Here is a 15,778-nt window from a genome sequence, read left to right on the forward strand (position 1 = left end):
GCGTGGCGCACCACGCGCGCTATCGGCGTCTATTCAAGGGTGCGGACCCGGTCGATAGCCTGTTCGATACGTTCGACCGCAACAACCTGTAAGCCTTCTATCGGCTGCTTGGGCGCGTTGGCCTTTGGAATGACGGCGACCGAGAAGCCGAGCTTGGCGGCTTCCTTCAAGCGCTCCTGGCCGCGCGGCGACGGCCGGATTTCGCCGGCAAGACCTACTTCGCCGAATACCACGAGCCCTTTCGGCAGCGGCTTGTTGCGCATCGACGAATGAATGGCGAGCAGCACCGCGAGATCCGCGGCCGGCTCGGTGATCTTCACGCCGCCCACCGCGTTCAGGAACACATCCTGATCGAAACATGCGATGCCCGCGTGCCGATGCAGCACGGCGAGCAGCATCGCGAGCCGGTTTTGCTCCAGGCCGACGGCGAGACGCCGTGGATTCGGCGCATTGGCGGAATCCACCAGCGCTTGGACTTCGACCAGCAGCGGCCGCGTACCTTCCTGCGTAACCAGCACGCACGAGCCCGGCACCGACTGCTCGTGCTGCGACAGGAAGAGCGCCGACGGGTTCGCGACGCCGCGCAAGCCGCGCTCGGTCATTGCGAACACGCCGAGTTCGTTAACTGCGCCAAAGCGGTTCTTGATCGCGCGCACGAGGCGAAACGACGAGTGCGTGTCGCCCTCGAAGTACAACACCGTATCGACAATGTGCTCCAGCACCCGCGGTCCCGCGAGGGCGCCTTCCTTGGTCACGTGGCCGACCATGATGATCGTGGTGCCCGACTGCTTTGCGATGCGCGTCAATTGCGCTGCGCACTCGCGCACCTGCGCGACCGAGCCCGGCGCCGACGTGAGCGCGTCGGAATAGACGGTCTGGATCGAGTCGATGACCGCGACGTCAGGCTGCTGCTCCGCAATCGTCGCCTGAATTTTCTCAAGCTGGATTTCGGCGAGCAATTGCAGTTCGCTCGCTTTGGAGCCTGGTTCCAGCAGCGACAACCGTTGCGCGCGCAACGCAATCTGCGCGGCCGACTCTTCACCGCTGATGTAAAGCGCGCGTTTGTCGGCGGCAATCTCGGCGAGCGACTGCAGCAGAAGCGTCGATTTGCCGATGCCTGGATCGCCGCCGATCAGCACCACGCCGCCCGGCACGAGGCCGCCGCCGAGGACCCGGTCGAATTCGCCCACGCCGGTGGAAAAGCGCGGCACGTCGGAGGCTTCGATATCGGCGAGACGCCGCACCGGCGCACTCTTTGCAAGCGACTGGAAACGATGGGTGGAAGGTGTCTCGACGACCGATTCGACGAGTGTGTTCCAGGCCTGACAGGACGGGCACTGACCCGCCCACTTTGGCGTTTGACCGCCGCATTCACTGCATACGTACAACGTTTTTGCTTTTGCCACGCGTTCTTGCCTGGTTACTGTTGTTTGGTTTTCCTGTTTCGAGCGCGCCGTTCGGTGAAGCAGCGCGCTCCGCTTTTGCCTGGCGTCAATACGCGTTGCCGGACATTACTCGGCACGCACCGGCACGCGTGGCGCGACCGCGCACATCAGCTCGTAGCCGATCGTGCCGCAGGCGCGCGCAACGTCGTCGATCGGCAGCGACGCGCCCCACAGCTCGACGCGCGAGCCCACGTTCGCAGTGGGAACCGGCGTGAGGTCGACGGTGAGCATGTCCATGGACACGCGTCCCACGACCCGCGTGCGCACGCCCTCGACGATCACCGGCGTGCCTTCCGGCGCGACACGCGGATAACCGTCCGCGTAACCGCACGCCACCACGCCGATGCGCATCGGCCCGCGCGCCTTGAAGAGCGAACCGTATCCGACCGTGTGGCCTTCCGCGATGTTCTGCACGGCGATCAGTTCGGACGTGAGCGTCATGGCAGGCTGCAAGCCGGTGCCCTGGATTGCCGCGGACATGCCCGACGGCGACGCGCCGTACAGAATGATGCCCGGGCGCACCCAGTCGAAGTGCGATTGCGGATGCCACAGCGTGGCCGCCGAATTGGCAAGGCTGCGCATGCCGGCGATGCCCTGCGCACCACGCTCGAACGCTTCCATCTGATGAGCCACGCCACGCTCGCTGTCGGCGTCGGAAAAATGGGTCATTAGCGTGATCTGACCGACGCCCTGACAGGCGCGCGCCCGCTCCCACGCAGCGCGGAATTTCTCCGGCGTGTAGCCGAGCCGGTTCATGCCGCTATTCATCTTCAACTGGATGTTCACAGGCTTCGAGAGCCGCGCCATTTCCAGCATGCGCAACTGCTCGTCCGAGTGGAGCGCCGTGGTCAGGCTATAGCGGTCGATGACGTCGATATCCGTCGGACGAAAAAAGCCCTCGAGCAAAAGAATCGGGCCGGCCCAACCCAATTCACGCAACTTCACGGCTTCTTCGAGGTCCAGCAACCCAAAGCCGTCCGTTGCACGCAAACCTGGGAAAGCGCGCGCAAGGCCATGGCCGTACGCATTGGCCTTCACGACCGCCCAGATCTTCGATTTAGGCGCGTAGCGGCGCGCGACGGCGAGGTTATTGGCGAGGGCGGAGGTGTGAATCGTGGCTGAGAGGGGGCGCGGCATGGAGTATTTTCGTAAAGACGCTTGCGAATCAGCGGCTTACAGGGCGTTTTCAACGCGCGGCAGCCCGCTGGGCGGTGCGATCAAGGATTCTGCTAGTCTGAATGCAGCTATTTTCATGATATAAAGCCGTGCGCACAACCCATTTCGAACGGCATAAGCCCGGACGCATAACAAACGGCCGGGGCGGACAGACCGCAGCGAGGACAGCATCGCATCAGATGAAAAAAGGTTTTTACACCATCATGGCCGCGCAGTTTTTTTCGTCGCTGGCCGACAATGCGCTTCTGATCGCTGCTATCGCACTGCTGAAAGATCTACACGCCCCGAACTGGATGACGCCGCTGCTCAAGTTGTTCTTTGTGCTGTCGTACGTCGTTCTAGCCGCCTTCGTGGGCGCCTTCGCCGATTCGCGTCCCAAAGGACGCGTGATGTTCATCACGAACACTATCAAGGTGCTCGGCTGCATCACGATGCTGGTCGGCGCGCATCCGCTGCTTGCGTATGGAATCGTGGGTTTTGGCGCGGCTGCGTATTCGCCCGCCAAATACGGGATTCTCACCGAACTGCTGCCGCCTGACAGGCTCGTCGCCGCAAACGGCTGGATTGAAGGCACCACGGTCGGCTCGATCATTCTCGGTACGGTGCTCGGCGGCGCGCTGATCAGTCCGCATATTGCTGCGCCGATCCTGCGGCACCATATCCCCACGGTCAACACGCCCGCTGAAGCGGCGATGCTGGTCATCATGGTGATCTACGTCATTGCAGCGCTCTTCAATCTGCGTATTCCCGACACCGGCGCGCGCTACCCGAAGCAGGAACGCGGCCCGATCAAACTCGTCACCGATTTCGCGGACTGTTTTCTCGTGCTGTGGCGCGACAAGCTCGGGCAGATCTCGCTCGCGGTCACAACGCTGTTCTGGGGCGCGGGCGCCACGCTGCAATTCATCGTGCTGAAGTGGGCGGAAGTGTCGCTCAACATGTCGCTCTCCGAAGCGGCAATCCTGCAGGCCGTGGTGGCCGTCGGCGTCGCGGGCGGCGCGATCTTCGCGGCCTCGCGCGTGCCGCTGAAGAAGTCGCTGTCGGTGCTGCCGGTGGGCATCATGATGGGGCTTGCCGTCATGCTCATGGCCTTCTATACACGCAACCTGTTCCCTTCGCACTGGGGGCTGTACTTCGGCCGGATGCACGTGCCGGGTTATCTGATCGTCGCTTATGTCTTCCTGATGATCGTCGGCGGCCTGTCGGGCTTCTTCGTCGTACCGATGAATGCGCTGCTCCAGCATCGCGGCCACGTGTTGCTGTCGGCGGGTCACTCGATCGCCGTGCAGAACTTCAACGAGAACCTCTCCGTGCTCGTCATGCTGTGTCTGTACGCGGTGCTCGTCTGGCTCGACGTGCCGGTCACGGCGGTCATCGTGCTGTTCGGCACCTTCGTCTGCCTGATGATGTGGCTCGTGATGCGGCGTCACCAGGCGAACCAGCGTGCGTTCGACTCCGTCGCGCTGATCGGCGAAGTCAAGCACTAACGCGCCGGGGCGCGTCCGCTTCTGCCGCCGCCCTCGCGCCTTCACCCTTTCCCGCTTTGCGATGACCCAACCGATTCCCAATGTGCTGACCATCGCCGGTTCCGATTCGGGCGGCGGCGCCGGCATTCAGGCCGATCTGAAGGCTTTCTCGGCGCTCGGCGCTTACGGCGCGAGCGTGATTACCGCGCTCACCGCGCAGAACACGCGCGGAGTCACCGCGATCCACGCGCCGGACGCGGGCTTCATCACCGCCCAAATGGACGCCGTGTTCGACGACATCCGCATCGACGCGGTGAAAATCGGCATGCTCGCCAACGCGTCGATTGTCCGTGCAGTTGCCGACGCGTTGCGCCGGCACAAGCCCACGTACATCGTCCTCGATACGGTGATGATTTCGAAGAGCAACCATGCGCTCTTGCTGCCGGATGCGGTCGCCGCATTGCGCGAAGAACTACTGCCGCTCGCCGATCTGCTGACGCCCAATCTTCCTGAAGCCGCCGCACTGCTCGACGGCGTGCAACCGGCTGCCGACGAAGCGGGCATGGTCGAGCAAGGCGAAGCGCTGCGCGCGCTCGGCGCCCGCGCGGTGCTGATGAAAGGCGGTCATTTGAGCGCAACCGACAGTCCGGACTGGCTGATCCAGGAAAGCGGCACGCTGCGGCTGGGCGGCCCGCGTGTGCCGGTGAAGAACACGCATGGAACGGGCTGCACGCTGTCGTCGGCGATTGCAGCACTGATGCCGCAACGCGACGATCTGGCGAGCGCGGTCGCGGATGCCAAGGAATACCTGACCGGCGCATTGCAGGCGAGCGATCGGCTCGATGTCGGCAACGGCGTCGGCCCCGTGCATCATTTTTATCGATGGTGGTAACTCGACCGCGCTACTGCCTTGCGTAGGCCTGAGCCTGCTCAGGCCACTCGTCGGGTACGACGAAGCCACGCGAGCGTTCAACCAGGCGGCCCGCCGCGTCTTCTGCCAATGCGGCGATCATGGTCGGGCCGGTTTGCTGGGTGCTTCGAGCGGTGAGCGTTAGCGGATCGATCAACGCCCTGCTGGGGGTCTGCTCCGCGTCTTGACCATAACGCCGGGGCGCCAGCCATTCGAGCCGCGGCAGGACGCGCCAATGCTGCGCATGCGCCGCTGCAAAGTCCGGCCACTCACTGCGTGTCACCCACCAGCCGCGGCCATGCGCGGGGTCGAGTTCGACCGCATCTGCCGGCGTCTCGCCATGCCGATAGAACAACCATCCTTTGACGAACATTTGGGGCGTCCACGGTCCCGGATAACCCGTCGATGCAAAATCTTCGCGCGCGCTCAAGGGCAATTGATGACCGAGCAGATGGGCGAGCTTGAGGTCGAAGCGGTCCTTGAGGTTCGGGCCGACATAGTCCGATAACTGCGATGACGTGAGAGATGACGTGAGCGATGATGCGGACGGTGATAGCGGCGCGGTTCGCGCGTCGACATTGCCGGCATGCAGATAGCATTTCACCGCAAGCTCCCAGTGAAGCCGCGCACCCTCTTGCGTGTGCAGCAGAAAATCGCATTCGCCCAGCGTGACCCCCCCACGTCGCAGCGGCACGCCCGCCGCGACCAGCCTAGCCGTGGGGCCATGTTGCAGGAACCAGCCGAGCAAGCGTTCGGCGTAGCGGCCGAGGCGAGTCATGCGCGTTGCGGCGAGATCGTCATGCAGCGGAGCGGGCGCTGCATCGAGCGCGCACAGCCAGTCGACGATGTCGTCGAGTTGCCGCAAGGACGCGAATGGAGTAGCGAGTTCGCCCACCGGCGGTTGCGGACGCAACAAATCGGCGCTCAACAACAGCCAGGCGAGATCGCGAACTGCGCAGTCGCGCAACTTGTCGAGCAATGTGGGAAGAACGGCGTGCGCGTTGTCGGCATCGGCTGCGACGGAATCTCCGCTCCCAACAGCCGCTCCGACAGAGTAAGCGCCGGCGACGTTTTTGCGCGCCGCCGGCTCATCCGCGCTCACTGTTTTGCCGCGTTCGACGCTGCGCCGCCGGACGCACGCCACGTATCGCGCGCGAGGCACAAATCGGCCCATGCTTTGGCCTTGTCCGGCAGGCTGCGCAGCAGATAGGCCGGGTGATAGGTGACGATCACCGGCACACCTTCGTACTCGTGGACGCGGCCGCGCAACGACGAAATGCTCGCGTCGGTCTTGAGCAGGCTTTGCGCGGCGAAGCGACCGAGCGCTACGATCAGCTTCGGCTTTACGAGCCCCACCTGGCGTTGCAGATAGGGTTCGCAGCGCGCGACTTCATCAGGCTCGGGATTGCGGTTGCCGGGCGGCCGGCACTTGATGACGTTCGCGATATACACGTTCGCGTCGCGCGCCAGCGTGAGTGAGCGCAGCATGTTGTCGAGCAGCTTGCCGGCCTGGCCGACGAACGGCTCGCCCACGCGGTCTTCGTTCTCGCCGGGCGCTTCGCCGATCAGCATCCAGTCGGCGTTCCGATCGCCCACGCCGAAAACCGTCCTGGTGCGTTTCTCGCACAGCCGGCAACGCTCGCAGGTTGACACCCGCTCGCTCAGCGCGTCCCAGTCGAGCGTGTGGATCGCGGGAGGTTGAGGCGTGTCGCCGAGCGCGTGCATCGGTGCGCCAACGTCGCCCGGCGGATGAAGAGGGAGATCGTCGAACCAGGCGAAGTCGTCGGCGGGAGGAGCGTCAAATGACGACGACTCTGGCATGTGCGGCTCGGCGCTCGCGCTACCCGGATTGCGGCTTTCGGCGGCACGTGGCGCGCGCTGCTGCGTCGCCTCCGCGCCATTTGCCGATTGATCTGCGCGGCGCGAGGACTGTTCCGCACGCGCAGCCGGCTCAGCCTGCTGCGGATCATTCAGCGGCGCTCCCGGCTGGGACCGCTGTGTTTCGAGACGTGGCGCATCGTTTCCAATCCGCGGCTGCGTCGGCGTCTGCATCTGCTCGTCGTCGGCATGTCGCGACGGCTCTGCCGCGCGCATAGCCGGCGTGAGCGACTTCTGCGGCGTCAATCCGACCGAAGAAGGCTCGCGCGCATCGCGCCGCGTGAGGTCGCTCGCGCCGTGGGGGCGCGGCGCGTCGGCGCCCTGCTCCGCGCCGGGTTCGTCAGCGGCTTCCGGCGTCGCGGCCATCCCGCGACGCACCCAGCGCGGCGCGAGCCCGAACTCTTCCAGTACTGATTCATGCAGCGCCATCCGCGCCCTCCCTGACAAACGATAAACGCATCACGATGGCGTCCTCCCGGCTGCGATGCCGCGCCGGATAATAGTTTTTGCGCCGGCCGATCGACGCGAAGCCGAAACGCTCATAGAGCCGGATGGCGCGATGATTCGACGGCCTCACCTCCAGCAGCAGACCGTCGAGTTTCTCGGCGCGGGTAATGCGCACGGCTTCCCGCAGTAGCGCGAGTCCTGCGCCCGCCCCTTGAGCGGCGGGCGTCACGCAAAGATTCAGCAGATGCATTTCGTCGACGACCGGCATCAGCACGCAATAGCCGATCAACGTACCCGTCACATGCCGCAGACAGACGCCGAAATAGCCGTTGCGCAGGGAGTCGCCGAAATTGACGCGGCTCCAAGGGAATTCATAGGCGAGCTTTTCAATGGCGGCCACTTCGTCGAGGTCGCCTTCGGTCATGGGCGACATGTAGCGGTCCGCCAGCAGCACGCCGCTCATTGCCGTCCCTCGCGAGGCTCGGCGTGATGAGCGAGCGCCGCGGCCTGCTCCGCCTTGGCGGCCTTTTCCGCGACGCGCTCGGCCGTTGTTTGCGCGACCTTGTTGCGGATGTACTCGGGCGCGGCCTGATCGGCCGGGACCGTGCGGCCCGCGTGGAACGCGCGCAACGCGGCGTACGCGAGCGGCAGCGCATGCGGCAATGCTTCATGATCGACGGTTCGGGCGGCTGCGAGCGCCGGAAGCCGCGCGCCGAAGGCTGCGGCGGCGTTGCCCGCGAGCGTGAACGGTTCGTCGGGCAACACGAGCCGCTCGGGCGTATCGAGCGAGGCGCGTTGAACGGTGCGCCATTCGCCGTCAACCTCGTCCCACGCGTAGTCGGCCCAGTAGATTTCGTCCATGCGGGCGTCGAGCGCCGCCAGCACGCGCGTAGCGGCCGGATCGCGGCGCCGCGCACTCTCCGCGCAAACCAGCAGCGTGCTGACCGGCACCACCGGCAGATCGAGGCCGAACGACAGGCCCTGCGCGGCGCCAGTCGCCGTGCGAAGGCCGGTGAACGAGCCGGGACCTGAACCGAACGCAACGGCGTTGCAGTCGGCGAGGGTCAGGCCGGCTTCGTCGAAAAGTTCGCGGATTGCGGGCAGCAGGCGGGTGCTGGACACGGCGCCCGTCTGCTCGTGACGGACCCACACACGCGACTCGGCGCGCGCGTGGCCCGCTGCACCGGCGTCGGCGGCAGACAGAAGCGCTACCGAGCAGAATTCGGTGGAAGTATCGAGGGCAAGAAGCACTGTTTGAGTCATGGACCGTATTGTAATCGGCGCCGCGCGCGCGGATGCGGTTTGGTCTCGGCTGCAACGCGCGTTGTGATCACGAGGTCCACGCGCCCCGCTCGCAGGCGCCTTGCGTTTGGAATAAGCCCTCGGCCACGCCGTGGCATGCAATTGCTATGATCGTCGGCCACCTAACCATCCCGCCGGAGAGCACGACGATGACGGACCTCGACACGCAATTCACCCAAGCCCAGGAAGACGTCAAACAACTGCCGGAGCGTCCGGGTAACCTCACACTGCTGCGCCTCTACGCCCTCTACAAGCAAGCCAGCGAAGGCGACGTTCAAGGCGACAAGCCGGGCTTCACGGACATCGTCGGCAAATACAAGTACGACGCGTGGGCAGCGCTCAAGGGCACTGCGCAGGACGCCGCCAAGCAGCAGTACGTAGAACTGGTCGAATCGCTGAAGAGCGGCGCGTCCGCGTAAGGTGCAATTGGCGCCGGGCCGCTCGCAGCGGAGCGTCGCGCGATCTCAAGCGCGAGAGTCGCGCCAGGAAATGTCTTAACAGTGGCGCAGTGCAACAAATACCTATACAATGTTGCCTGCGCTTCACTGCTTTGCCCGGTTTTTCATTATCGGCCTTTGCGGCGCAGCGCCTCGTAGCGTTTAGCTCCAATCCAGTTTAGAACCTGTCCCCTCCTGCCTAGCCCCCTACGGGCGATCATGTCCCAGGCTGGCGGCAAGCCAATGTTGGCCTGTCGCATCCGATACAGCTTCTAACGAAAAACTCGCCTTCATTGTTGCGAGTTGCCCCCGTTTTTCGATTTGCTCGCTGCTTCTTTGCTCGCTGAATCCGACGACTTGGGTATGCCGATTGGCGCCGACGTTTTAATTCCCTGTGTTTCAAGGATTCTCATGACTTCGAGCAATACCCCCAGCAGCCCGTTGAACGCCATCGCCGACCAAGCCCTCGGTCTCGCCGACGCACCCGTGCAAGCCGCAGCCGTCGCTGCCGCGCCGGCCGTCGCCGCTGAAGCCGCCGCGCCCGCCGGTCCGACGTTCGCGTCGCTCGGCCTGTCCGCGGATGTCGTCTCCGCGCTGACCGCCGCTGGCTACCAGAACCCGACGCCGGTTCAGCAACGCGCAGTTCCGGCTGGCATCGCCGGTCGCGACCTGCTGGTTTCGAGCCCGACCGGTTCGGGCAAGACCGCCGCTTTCATGCTGCCGGCCATCGAACGTTTCTCGCAATTGCAGAAGGCGCAAGCCAGCCAGCCACGCGAACCGCGTCCGGCCGACGGCGCACGCACGCGCCGTCCGCAACCGGTTGCCCGTCCGACCATGCTGGTTCTGACGCCGACCCGCGAACTCGCGATGCAGGTCACCACTGCCGCTGCTACGTACGGCAAGCATCTGAAGCGCCTGCGCACCGTCAGCATTCTGGGCGGCGTCGCTTATGGCCAGCAATTGATGCTGCTTGCAAAGAACCCGGAAATCCTGGTTGCCACGCCGGGCCGTCTGATCGACCACCTGGAACGCGGCCGTATCGATCTGTCGCAACTGCAGATTCTCGTGCTCGACGAAGCTGACCGCATGCTCGACATGGGCTTCATCGAAGATATCGAGACGATTGTCGCGGCCACGCCGGCCACGCGTCAGACCATGCTTTTCTCGGCCACGCTCGACGGCAAGATCGGTTCGCTGACCGGCCGCCTGTTGAAGGATCCGGAGCGTATCGAGATCGTCCAGCGCCTCGAACAGCGCACCAACATCGCGCAAACCGTTCATTACGTTGACGACCGCGATCACAAGGACCGTCTGCTCGACCATCTGCTCCGCGACGCGGGCCTCGACCAGGCCATCGTCTTCACGGCGACCAAGATGGACGCGGACCAACTGGCCGGCCGTCTTGCTGACGCTGGTTTCGAATCGGCGGCACTTCACGGCGATCTGCCGCAAGGCGCGCGTAATCGCACCATCAAGGCACTGCGCGAGCGTCGCGTTCGCGTGCTGGTCGCAACGGACGTCGCCGCTCGCGGTATCGACATTCCGGGCATCACGCACGTGTTCAACTACGACCTGCCGAAGTTCGCCGAAGACTACGTGCACCGTATCGGCCGCACTGGCCGTGCCGGTCGCTCGGGTATCGCCGTGAGCCTCGTGCATCACGCCGAACAGGGCGCACTGAAGCGCATCGAGCGCTTCGTCCGCACTCCGCTGCCGGTCAACGTCGTCGCTGGCTTCGAGCCGCGCAAGTCGGCTCCGTCGGGTAACGGCCGTCCTGGCTTTGGCGGCCGTGGCCGTCCGGGCGGCGGCAATGGCGGCGGTCGCCGCTTTGGCAGCGGCTCGGGCAAGCCGGCCGGTAACGGCAGCAGCTCGCGCAGCGGCACCGGCGGCGGTTGGGCCGGCAAGTCGGCTGGCGGCGGTTCGCGTGACGGCGGCTTCGGCGGCGGTTCGCGTGAAGGCTACGGCGGCTCGCGTGACGGCGGCTACGGCGCACGCCGCAGCGACGGCCCGCGTACCGCGCGTCGCGGCAGCTAAAGCGCGCTAGCGCGCGCGGCCAGCAAGCGGTTTGGCTGCTTCAATGCGGCAGCCGCGCCTGACTGGCAGCAGCTAGACCTAGTTGTACAGACCCCGCAGCCTTGCGCTGTCGTCGTGTCAAACGAAAAACCGGTGCTCATGCACCGGTTTTTTTTCGCCCGCACTCCCATCACCTCCCAAATTTCACGATGTGCAAAAATTTTTTGCGTCGTAAAAAATCGTGCTGCACGGCACAACATGGCAATTGCAAGATGGGAAAAATCGTTTCTTAATGCGGAACGCAACATATAAGTTTTTGATTTTTATAGGGAATAAATATCGGAAAATCGCGCGCAGACCGCTGTTGTGTGTCCATGGATTTGCCTAGACTCTTATATAAGAGTTCGGGAAACGGAACGCCTTCAAGGACAACCGCTTCGACGAAGACAGCTTTGATCATCCATTTCAGGCAACCAAGGAGAACATCCATGACGACGCGCGAAGAACAAGCCCGCCAACTTCAACAGCAATGGGAAACCGATCCGCGCTGGAAAGGCGTCAAGCGCAGCTACACCGCCGAGGACGTGATCCGTCTGCGCGGCTCGGTGCAGGTCGAGCACACGCTCGCCAAGCGCGGCGCGGAAAAGCTCTGGCATAGCGTGAATACGGAGCCGTTCGTCAATTCCCTCGGCGCGCTGACCGGCAACCAGGCAATGCAGCAGGTGAAGGCGGGTCTGAAAGCCATCTACCTGTCGGGCTGGCAGGTCGCGGGCGATGCCAACGTGGCCGGCGAAATGTACCCGGATCAGTCGCTTTACCCGGCCAACTCCGTGCCGCTCGTCGTCAAGCGCATCAACAACACGCTGACGCGCGCCGACCAGATCCAGTGGTCGGAAGGCAAGAACCCGGGCGACGAAGGCTACATCGACTACTTTGCGCCGATCGTCGCGGACGCCGAAGCCGGCTTCGGCGGCGTGCTGAATGCGTTTGAACTAATGAAGGCGATGATCGAAGCCGGTGCCGCAGGTGTGCACTTCGAAGATCAGCTTGCGTCAGTCAAGAAGTGCGGTCACATGGGCGGCAAGGTGCTGGTGCCGACGCGCGAAAACGTCGCCAAGCTGACAGCTGCGCGTCTCGCCGCGGACGTGTCGGGCGTGCCGACCGTGCTGCTCGCTCGCACTGACGCGGAAGCAGCGGACCTGATTACGTCGGACGTCGACGAAAACGACAAGCCGTTCCTGACCGGCGAGCGCACTGTCGAAGGTTTCTACCGCACGAAGCCGGGCCTCGAACAGGCGATTTCGCGTGGCCTCGCTTACGCTCCTTACGCCGACATGATCTGGTGCGAGACGGGCAAGCCGGATCTCGAGTTCGCGAAGAAATTCGCCGACGCCATCCACAAGGAGTACCCAGATCAACTCCTGTCGTACAACTGCTCGCCGTCGTTCAACTGGAAGAAGAACCTGGACGACGCGACCATCGCCAAGTTCCAGCGCGAACTGGGCGCGATGGGCTACAAGTTCCAGTTCATCACGCTGGCCGGCTTCCACGCGCTGAACTACTCGATGTTCAACCTCGCGCACGGCTATGCCCGCAATCAGATGACGGCGTTCGTCGAGATGCAGCAGGCCGAATTCGCGGCAGCGGAAAAGGGCTTTACCGCGGTCAAGCATCAGCGCGAAGTGGGCACCGGCTACTTCGACGCGGTCACGCAAACGGTCGAGCGCGAAGCATCGACCACCGCGTTGCACGGCTCGACGGAAGACGAACAGTTCTTCGACAAGAAAGTCGCGTAACGGCCTCGCGGCCCGATCGCGAAACGTAAGGCAGACAGACGGCGGAACAACGGCGAAGCGGTTTTGCCGGGGGTTCGCCGTCGACAGGGAGGAGTCTCGCCATCGCCGCATCGGCAGATCAACGCCGGGCAATGGCGGGTTCTCGCATGGCGGGGGCTAGACAGAAAGCCAGCACAAATCATTGTGCGGCGAATGGGACGACGCGCCGGCTGACTGCCGGCGCGTTTTCCGCTGGAGCTGGAAGCCGCAAGGTTGCGAAACCGTAGCGTCTCCGCAGTTCAGCGGTATACCAGCACCGGGATTTTGGTATGCGTGAGCACCCGTTGCGTTTCACTGCCGATCAGCAGGCTGCCGAGACCGCGACGTCCGTGGGAGGCCATGAAGATCACGTCGCATGCGCCCCGCTCCGCCGCTTCGATAATGCCGAGATAAGGCGCCGGATGCACGCTGGTGCGCCTGTCGACGACTACCCCGACGCGGCTCGCGGCAAGCTCCACTTCGCGCAGATGTTGTTGCGCTTCGCGTTCGCTGCGTTCGAGAAACTCGGACGGCGGTTCGACAACGATGTCGGCGAACGGCGCATACGGATATTGCGGCAGACAAGCGTAGGCGGTGATGCGCGCGCCGACCGCCTGCGCGAGGTCGATTGCGCCGGCCATCGCCTTGCGCGAGAGATCTGAACCATCGGTCGGAACGAGAATGTGCTTGAACATGTGCCCTCCGTATCCGTGTCCGTATCCGGCTGCCCTCTCGCCTTCGTTCGGCGCGGCATTGCCACACTTTTCAGGCTCGTGAACGGACCATCCGTCAGCGCCGGCCGAGGCTTTGCGTGCTGGCCTCAAAAGAATTGTAGGTCGTGGAGACCTGCCGCAAACCGTTATTGAGGGTCTGTCCGAGTATGGAAAACCCGTTGCGCCGCGTCAGCCCCAGTACTCCGGAAGGCCATACGTATGCTTGAGAAAATCCAGGAAAAGCCGCACTCGCAACGGCAAATGGCGGCGCTGAGGAAACACCGCATGAATGCCGATGGGCGGCGCGGCGAACTCGTCGAGCACGCTCACGAGGCGCCCCGCCGCGATGTCCGCGCCCACTTCCCACCACGAACGCCATGCGAGGCCGTGGCCTTCGAGACACCACTCGTGCAGCACGGCGCCGTCCGAGCATTCCATCGTGCCGGACACCTTGATCGATACGACCTTATCGGCCTGCTGGAACATCCAGCCGCGCTGCTGGTTGGCGCTTGCACCGAGCGCGAGACAATTGTGCCGAGCAAGATCCGCAAGGCTATGCGGCGCGCCGCGCCGGCTCAGATACGACGGCGATGCCACGCACACACGCCGGTTTTCTCCGAGTTTGAGCGACACCAGCGACGAATCGGGCAATTCGCCGAGCCGCACCGCGCAATCGAAACCTTCGTTGACGAGATCGACGAGCCGGTCCGACAGATCGAGCGTGATCGAAACATCCGGATGCGCGACCGTGAACGCCGGCACCAGCGGCGCGACGTGGCGGCGCCCGAAACCGGCCGGCGCGGAGAGCCGCAAGTGGCCGCTCGCCTTCACGCCGCCCGCCGACACGCTCGCCTCGGCGTTCTGCATGTCGTGAATGATGCGCTGACAATCTTCGAGAAATGCCGAGCCTTCGAAGGTCAGCGTGATCTTGCGTGTCGTGCGCACCAGCAATTTGACGCCGAGGCGTTCTTCGAGCGCATCGATTCGCCGTCCGATGATCGCGGGCGCCACGCCTTCGGCAAGCGCCGCGGCAGACAGGCTGCCTTTCGCGGCCACAGTGACGAAGGTCTCGATTTGCTTGAAACGGTCCATGGAAGGACGCCGCTAGCGCGGCGAAGTTGGCCGGAGCGCGTCAGATTAGGTGGATGAAAGTAAAAGATCAAGTGATCTTTGCCCTCTTTTTTAGCGCACAGCAGCGCTAATACAATCCGTCCTGACCTCTGACAGGAGCGCACGGCAATGTCGGCCACAACGACACTCTCTCCCAAAGCAGTGATTTTCGACGCCTACGGCACGCTTTTCGACGTGCATTCGGTGATCGCTGCCGCGGAGCAGTTGTTCCCCGGACACGGCGACGCACTCTCGCAGTTGTGGCGTCAGAAACAGATCGAATACACGCAGTTGCGCACGCTGGCCGATGCCGGCGGCGACGCTGCGCACTACCGGCCGTTCTGGGACATCACGCTCGACGCGCTGCGCTTCTCTGCGAAAAAACTTCAGCTCACCCTCGGCCGTTCCGCTGAAAAGCGTCTGATGGATGAATACGCGTGCCTGTCCGCGTTCCCCGACGCGGTGCCAACGCTGCGTTTGCTAAGGGACTTGGCGTCTGTGTCTGCGTCCGGGCTTGCCGCCGGGCTGTCGCCGGCATCAGCTTCCCGAGCCTCACGCGGGCCGGCCTCTGCAGTAGGCACGTCAGGCGGTTCGCGCCCCGGCCTCGCGATTCTGTCGAACGGTAACCCTCAAATGCTCGACGTCGCGGTGAAGAGCGCGGGCATGAGCGGCCTGTTCGACCATGTGCTTTCCGTCGATGCCGTACGCGCATACAAACCCGCGCCCGCCGCCTATGCGCTCGGCACTCAGGCGTTCGACGTCCTTCCGCGCGAGATCGTCTTCGTGTCGTCGAATGGCTGGGACATCGCCGGCGCAACGTGGTTCGGCTTGACGACGTTCTGGCTCAACCGGCAAAACGCTCCGCTCGAAGAACTGGGCGTGACGCCGCACGGCACGGGCGCGGGCATGAGCGATCTGTTGGCTTTTTTGAAGACCGTCACATCTGCCGGACGCGCGCACACCACAGCGAGCCGCATACGCCACAGCCCCGGCGCATGAAGCTCCTTCTCGCAACTCATTGAATCAACTGAATCAACTGAATCAACTGAATCAACTGAATCAACTGA

At 63.9% G+C, this 15,778-nt stretch carries 14 protein-coding genes; 6 read left to right on the forward strand and 8 right to left on the reverse strand.

Going from position 1 to position 15,778, the window contains the following annotated elements; all coding sequences use genetic code 11:
* Nucleotides 1-29 precede the first annotated feature (29 nt).
* A complete protein-coding gene (gene radA, locus ACTJLB_RS09390; protein ID WP_020065609.1) occupies nt 30-1,406 on the reverse strand; it encodes a DNA repair protein RadA in 1,377 nt (458 codons plus the stop codon).
* 105 nt (nt 1,407-1,511) lie between these two features.
* Nucleotides 1,512-2,582, reverse strand: a complete 1,071-nt coding sequence (alr, locus tag ACTJLB_RS09395; RefSeq protein ID WP_020065608.1) for an alanine racemase — start codon at nt 2,580-2,582, stop codon at nt 1,512-1,514.
* 218 nt (nt 2,583-2,800) lie between these two features.
* On the opposite strand from alr, the gene lplT reads away from it, so the two are divergent.
* Both lplT and thiD read left to right on the forward strand, forming a co-directional pair.
* Nucleotides 2,801-4,108 carry a lysophospholipid transporter LplT gene (gene lplT / locus ACTJLB_RS09400; protein ID WP_020065607.1) on the forward strand — a complete coding sequence of 436 codons (1,308 nt, stop codon included), beginning with the start codon at nt 2,801-2,803 and terminating at the stop codon, nt 4,106-4,108.
* Nucleotides 4,109-4,169: 61 nt separating this feature from the next.
* A complete protein-coding gene (thiD, locus tag ACTJLB_RS09405) occupies nt 4,170-4,979 on the forward strand; it encodes a bifunctional hydroxymethylpyrimidine kinase/phosphomethylpyrimidine kinase (protein WP_020065606.1) in 810 nt (269 codons plus the stop codon).
* Nucleotides 4,980-4,989: 10 nt separating this feature from the next.
* Here thiD and ACTJLB_RS09410 read toward each other — a convergent pair whose 3' ends face one another.
* The 4 genes from ACTJLB_RS09410 to tsaB are packed head-to-tail and all read right to left on the reverse strand — an operon-like array spanning nt 4,990 to nt 8,585.
* Nucleotides 4,990-6,141, reverse strand: coding sequence for a DUF1853 family protein (locus ACTJLB_RS09410; RefSeq protein WP_440783330.1), 1,152 nt, complete (start codon nt 6,139-6,141; stop codon nt 4,990-4,992).
* A complete protein-coding gene (locus ACTJLB_RS09415; protein WP_440783108.1) occupies nt 6,096-7,304 on the reverse strand; it encodes a uracil-DNA glycosylase family protein in 1,209 nt (402 codons plus the stop codon). Before ACTJLB_RS09415 ends, ACTJLB_RS09410 begins: the two co-directional genes overlap by 46 nt.
* The gene (gene rimI / locus ACTJLB_RS09420) at nt 7,291-7,785 is read right to left on the reverse strand and encodes a ribosomal protein S18-alanine N-acetyltransferase (RefSeq protein WP_020065603.1); all 495 of its coding nucleotides are present in this window, start codon (nt 7,783-7,785) and stop codon (nt 7,291-7,293) included. Before rimI ends, ACTJLB_RS09415 begins: the two co-directional genes overlap by 14 nt.
* Nucleotides 7,782-8,585: a tRNA (adenosine(37)-N6)-threonylcarbamoyltransferase complex dimerization subunit type 1 TsaB gene (gene tsaB / locus ACTJLB_RS09425; protein WP_440783109.1), complete on the reverse strand. Its 804-nt coding sequence runs from the start codon at nt 8,583-8,585 to the stop codon at nt 7,782-7,784. The genes rimI and tsaB overlap by 4 nt, the downstream gene beginning before the upstream one ends.
* A gap of 188 nt (nt 8,586-8,773) precedes the next feature.
* Here tsaB and ACTJLB_RS09430 point away from each other — a divergent pair, with 188 nt between their 5' ends.
* From ACTJLB_RS09430 to aceA, 3 genes are all read left to right on the forward strand, one after another.
* Nucleotides 8,774-9,043 carry an acyl-CoA-binding protein gene (locus tag ACTJLB_RS09430; protein WP_027775355.1) on the forward strand — a complete coding sequence of 90 codons (270 nt, stop codon included), beginning with the start codon at nt 8,774-8,776 and terminating at the stop codon, nt 9,041-9,043.
* A gap of 429 nt (nt 9,044-9,472) precedes the next feature.
* Nucleotides 9,473-11,095, forward strand: a complete 1,623-nt coding sequence (locus ACTJLB_RS09435) for a DEAD/DEAH box helicase (protein ID WP_020065600.1) — start codon at nt 9,473-9,475, stop codon at nt 11,093-11,095.
* 467 nt (nt 11,096-11,562) lie between these two features.
* Nucleotides 11,563-12,870: an isocitrate lyase gene (aceA, locus tag ACTJLB_RS09440; protein WP_027775357.1), complete on the forward strand. Its 1,308-nt coding sequence runs from the start codon at nt 11,563-11,565 to the stop codon at nt 12,868-12,870.
* Between the two features lie 278 nt (nt 12,871-13,148).
* Here the strand turns inward: aceA and ACTJLB_RS09445 are convergent, their stop codons facing one another.
* A complete protein-coding gene (locus ACTJLB_RS09445; protein ID WP_440783110.1) occupies nt 13,149-13,583 on the reverse strand; it encodes a universal stress protein in 435 nt (144 codons plus the stop codon).
* Between the two features lie 207 nt (nt 13,584-13,790).
* Nucleotides 13,791-14,693, reverse strand: coding sequence for a LysR family transcriptional regulator (locus ACTJLB_RS09450; RefSeq protein WP_020065597.1), 903 nt, complete (start codon nt 14,691-14,693; stop codon nt 13,791-13,793).
* 147 nt (nt 14,694-14,840) lie between these two features.
* Between ACTJLB_RS09450 and ACTJLB_RS09455 the strand changes: the two genes are divergently transcribed.
* The gene (locus ACTJLB_RS09455) at nt 14,841-15,710 is read left to right on the forward strand and encodes a (S)-2-haloacid dehalogenase (protein WP_440783111.1); all 870 of its coding nucleotides are present in this window, start codon (nt 14,841-14,843) and stop codon (nt 15,708-15,710) included.
* The last annotated feature ends 68 nt before the right edge of the window (nt 15,711-15,778 follow it).

The sequence above is a fragment of the Paraburkholderia sp. 22098 genome (assembly GCF_052045935.1).
In the GTDB taxonomy this organism is placed as follows: Bacteria; Pseudomonadota; Gammaproteobacteria; order Burkholderiales; family Burkholderiaceae; genus Paraburkholderia; species Paraburkholderia caledonica.

Excerpts from the sequence above, each read along its gene's own strand:
- alr (WP_020065608.1), bottom strand. The coding sequence starts at position 2,582 with ATGCCGCGCCCCCTCTCAGCCACGATTCACACCTCCGCCCTCGCCAAT.
- lplT (WP_020065607.1), top strand. The coding sequence starts at position 2,801 with ATGAAAAAAGGTTTTTACACCATCATGGCCGCGCAGTTTTTTTCGTCG.
- thiD (WP_020065606.1), top strand. The coding sequence starts at position 4,170 with ATGACCCAACCGATTCCCAATGTGCTGACCATCGCCGGTTCCGATTCG.
- ACTJLB_RS09415 (WP_440783108.1), bottom strand. The coding sequence starts at position 7,304 with ATGGCGCTGCATGAATCAGTACTGGAAGAGTTCGGGCTCGCGCCGCGC.
- rimI (WP_020065603.1), bottom strand. The coding sequence starts at position 7,785 with ATGAGCGGCGTGCTGCTGGCGGACCGCTACATGTCGCCCATGACCGAA.
- tsaB (WP_440783109.1), bottom strand. The coding sequence starts at position 8,585 with ATGACTCAAACAGTGCTTCTTGCCCTCGATACTTCCACCGAATTCTGC.
- ACTJLB_RS09430 (WP_027775355.1), top strand. The coding sequence starts at position 8,774 with ATGACGGACCTCGACACGCAATTCACCCAAGCCCAGGAAGACGTCAAA.
- ACTJLB_RS09435 (WP_020065600.1), top strand. The coding sequence starts at position 9,473 with ATGACTTCGAGCAATACCCCCAGCAGCCCGTTGAACGCCATCGCCGAC.
- aceA (WP_027775357.1), top strand. The coding sequence starts at position 11,563 with ATGACGACGCGCGAAGAACAAGCCCGCCAACTTCAACAGCAATGGGAA.
- ACTJLB_RS09445 (WP_440783110.1), bottom strand. The coding sequence starts at position 13,583 with ATGTTCAAGCACATTCTCGTTCCGACCGATGGTTCAGATCTCTCGCGC.
- ACTJLB_RS09450 (WP_020065597.1), bottom strand. The coding sequence starts at position 14,693 with ATGGACCGTTTCAAGCAAATCGAGACCTTCGTCACTGTGGCCGCGAAA.
- ACTJLB_RS09455 (WP_440783111.1), top strand. The coding sequence starts at position 14,841 with ATGTCGGCCACAACGACACTCTCTCCCAAAGCAGTGATTTTCGACGCC.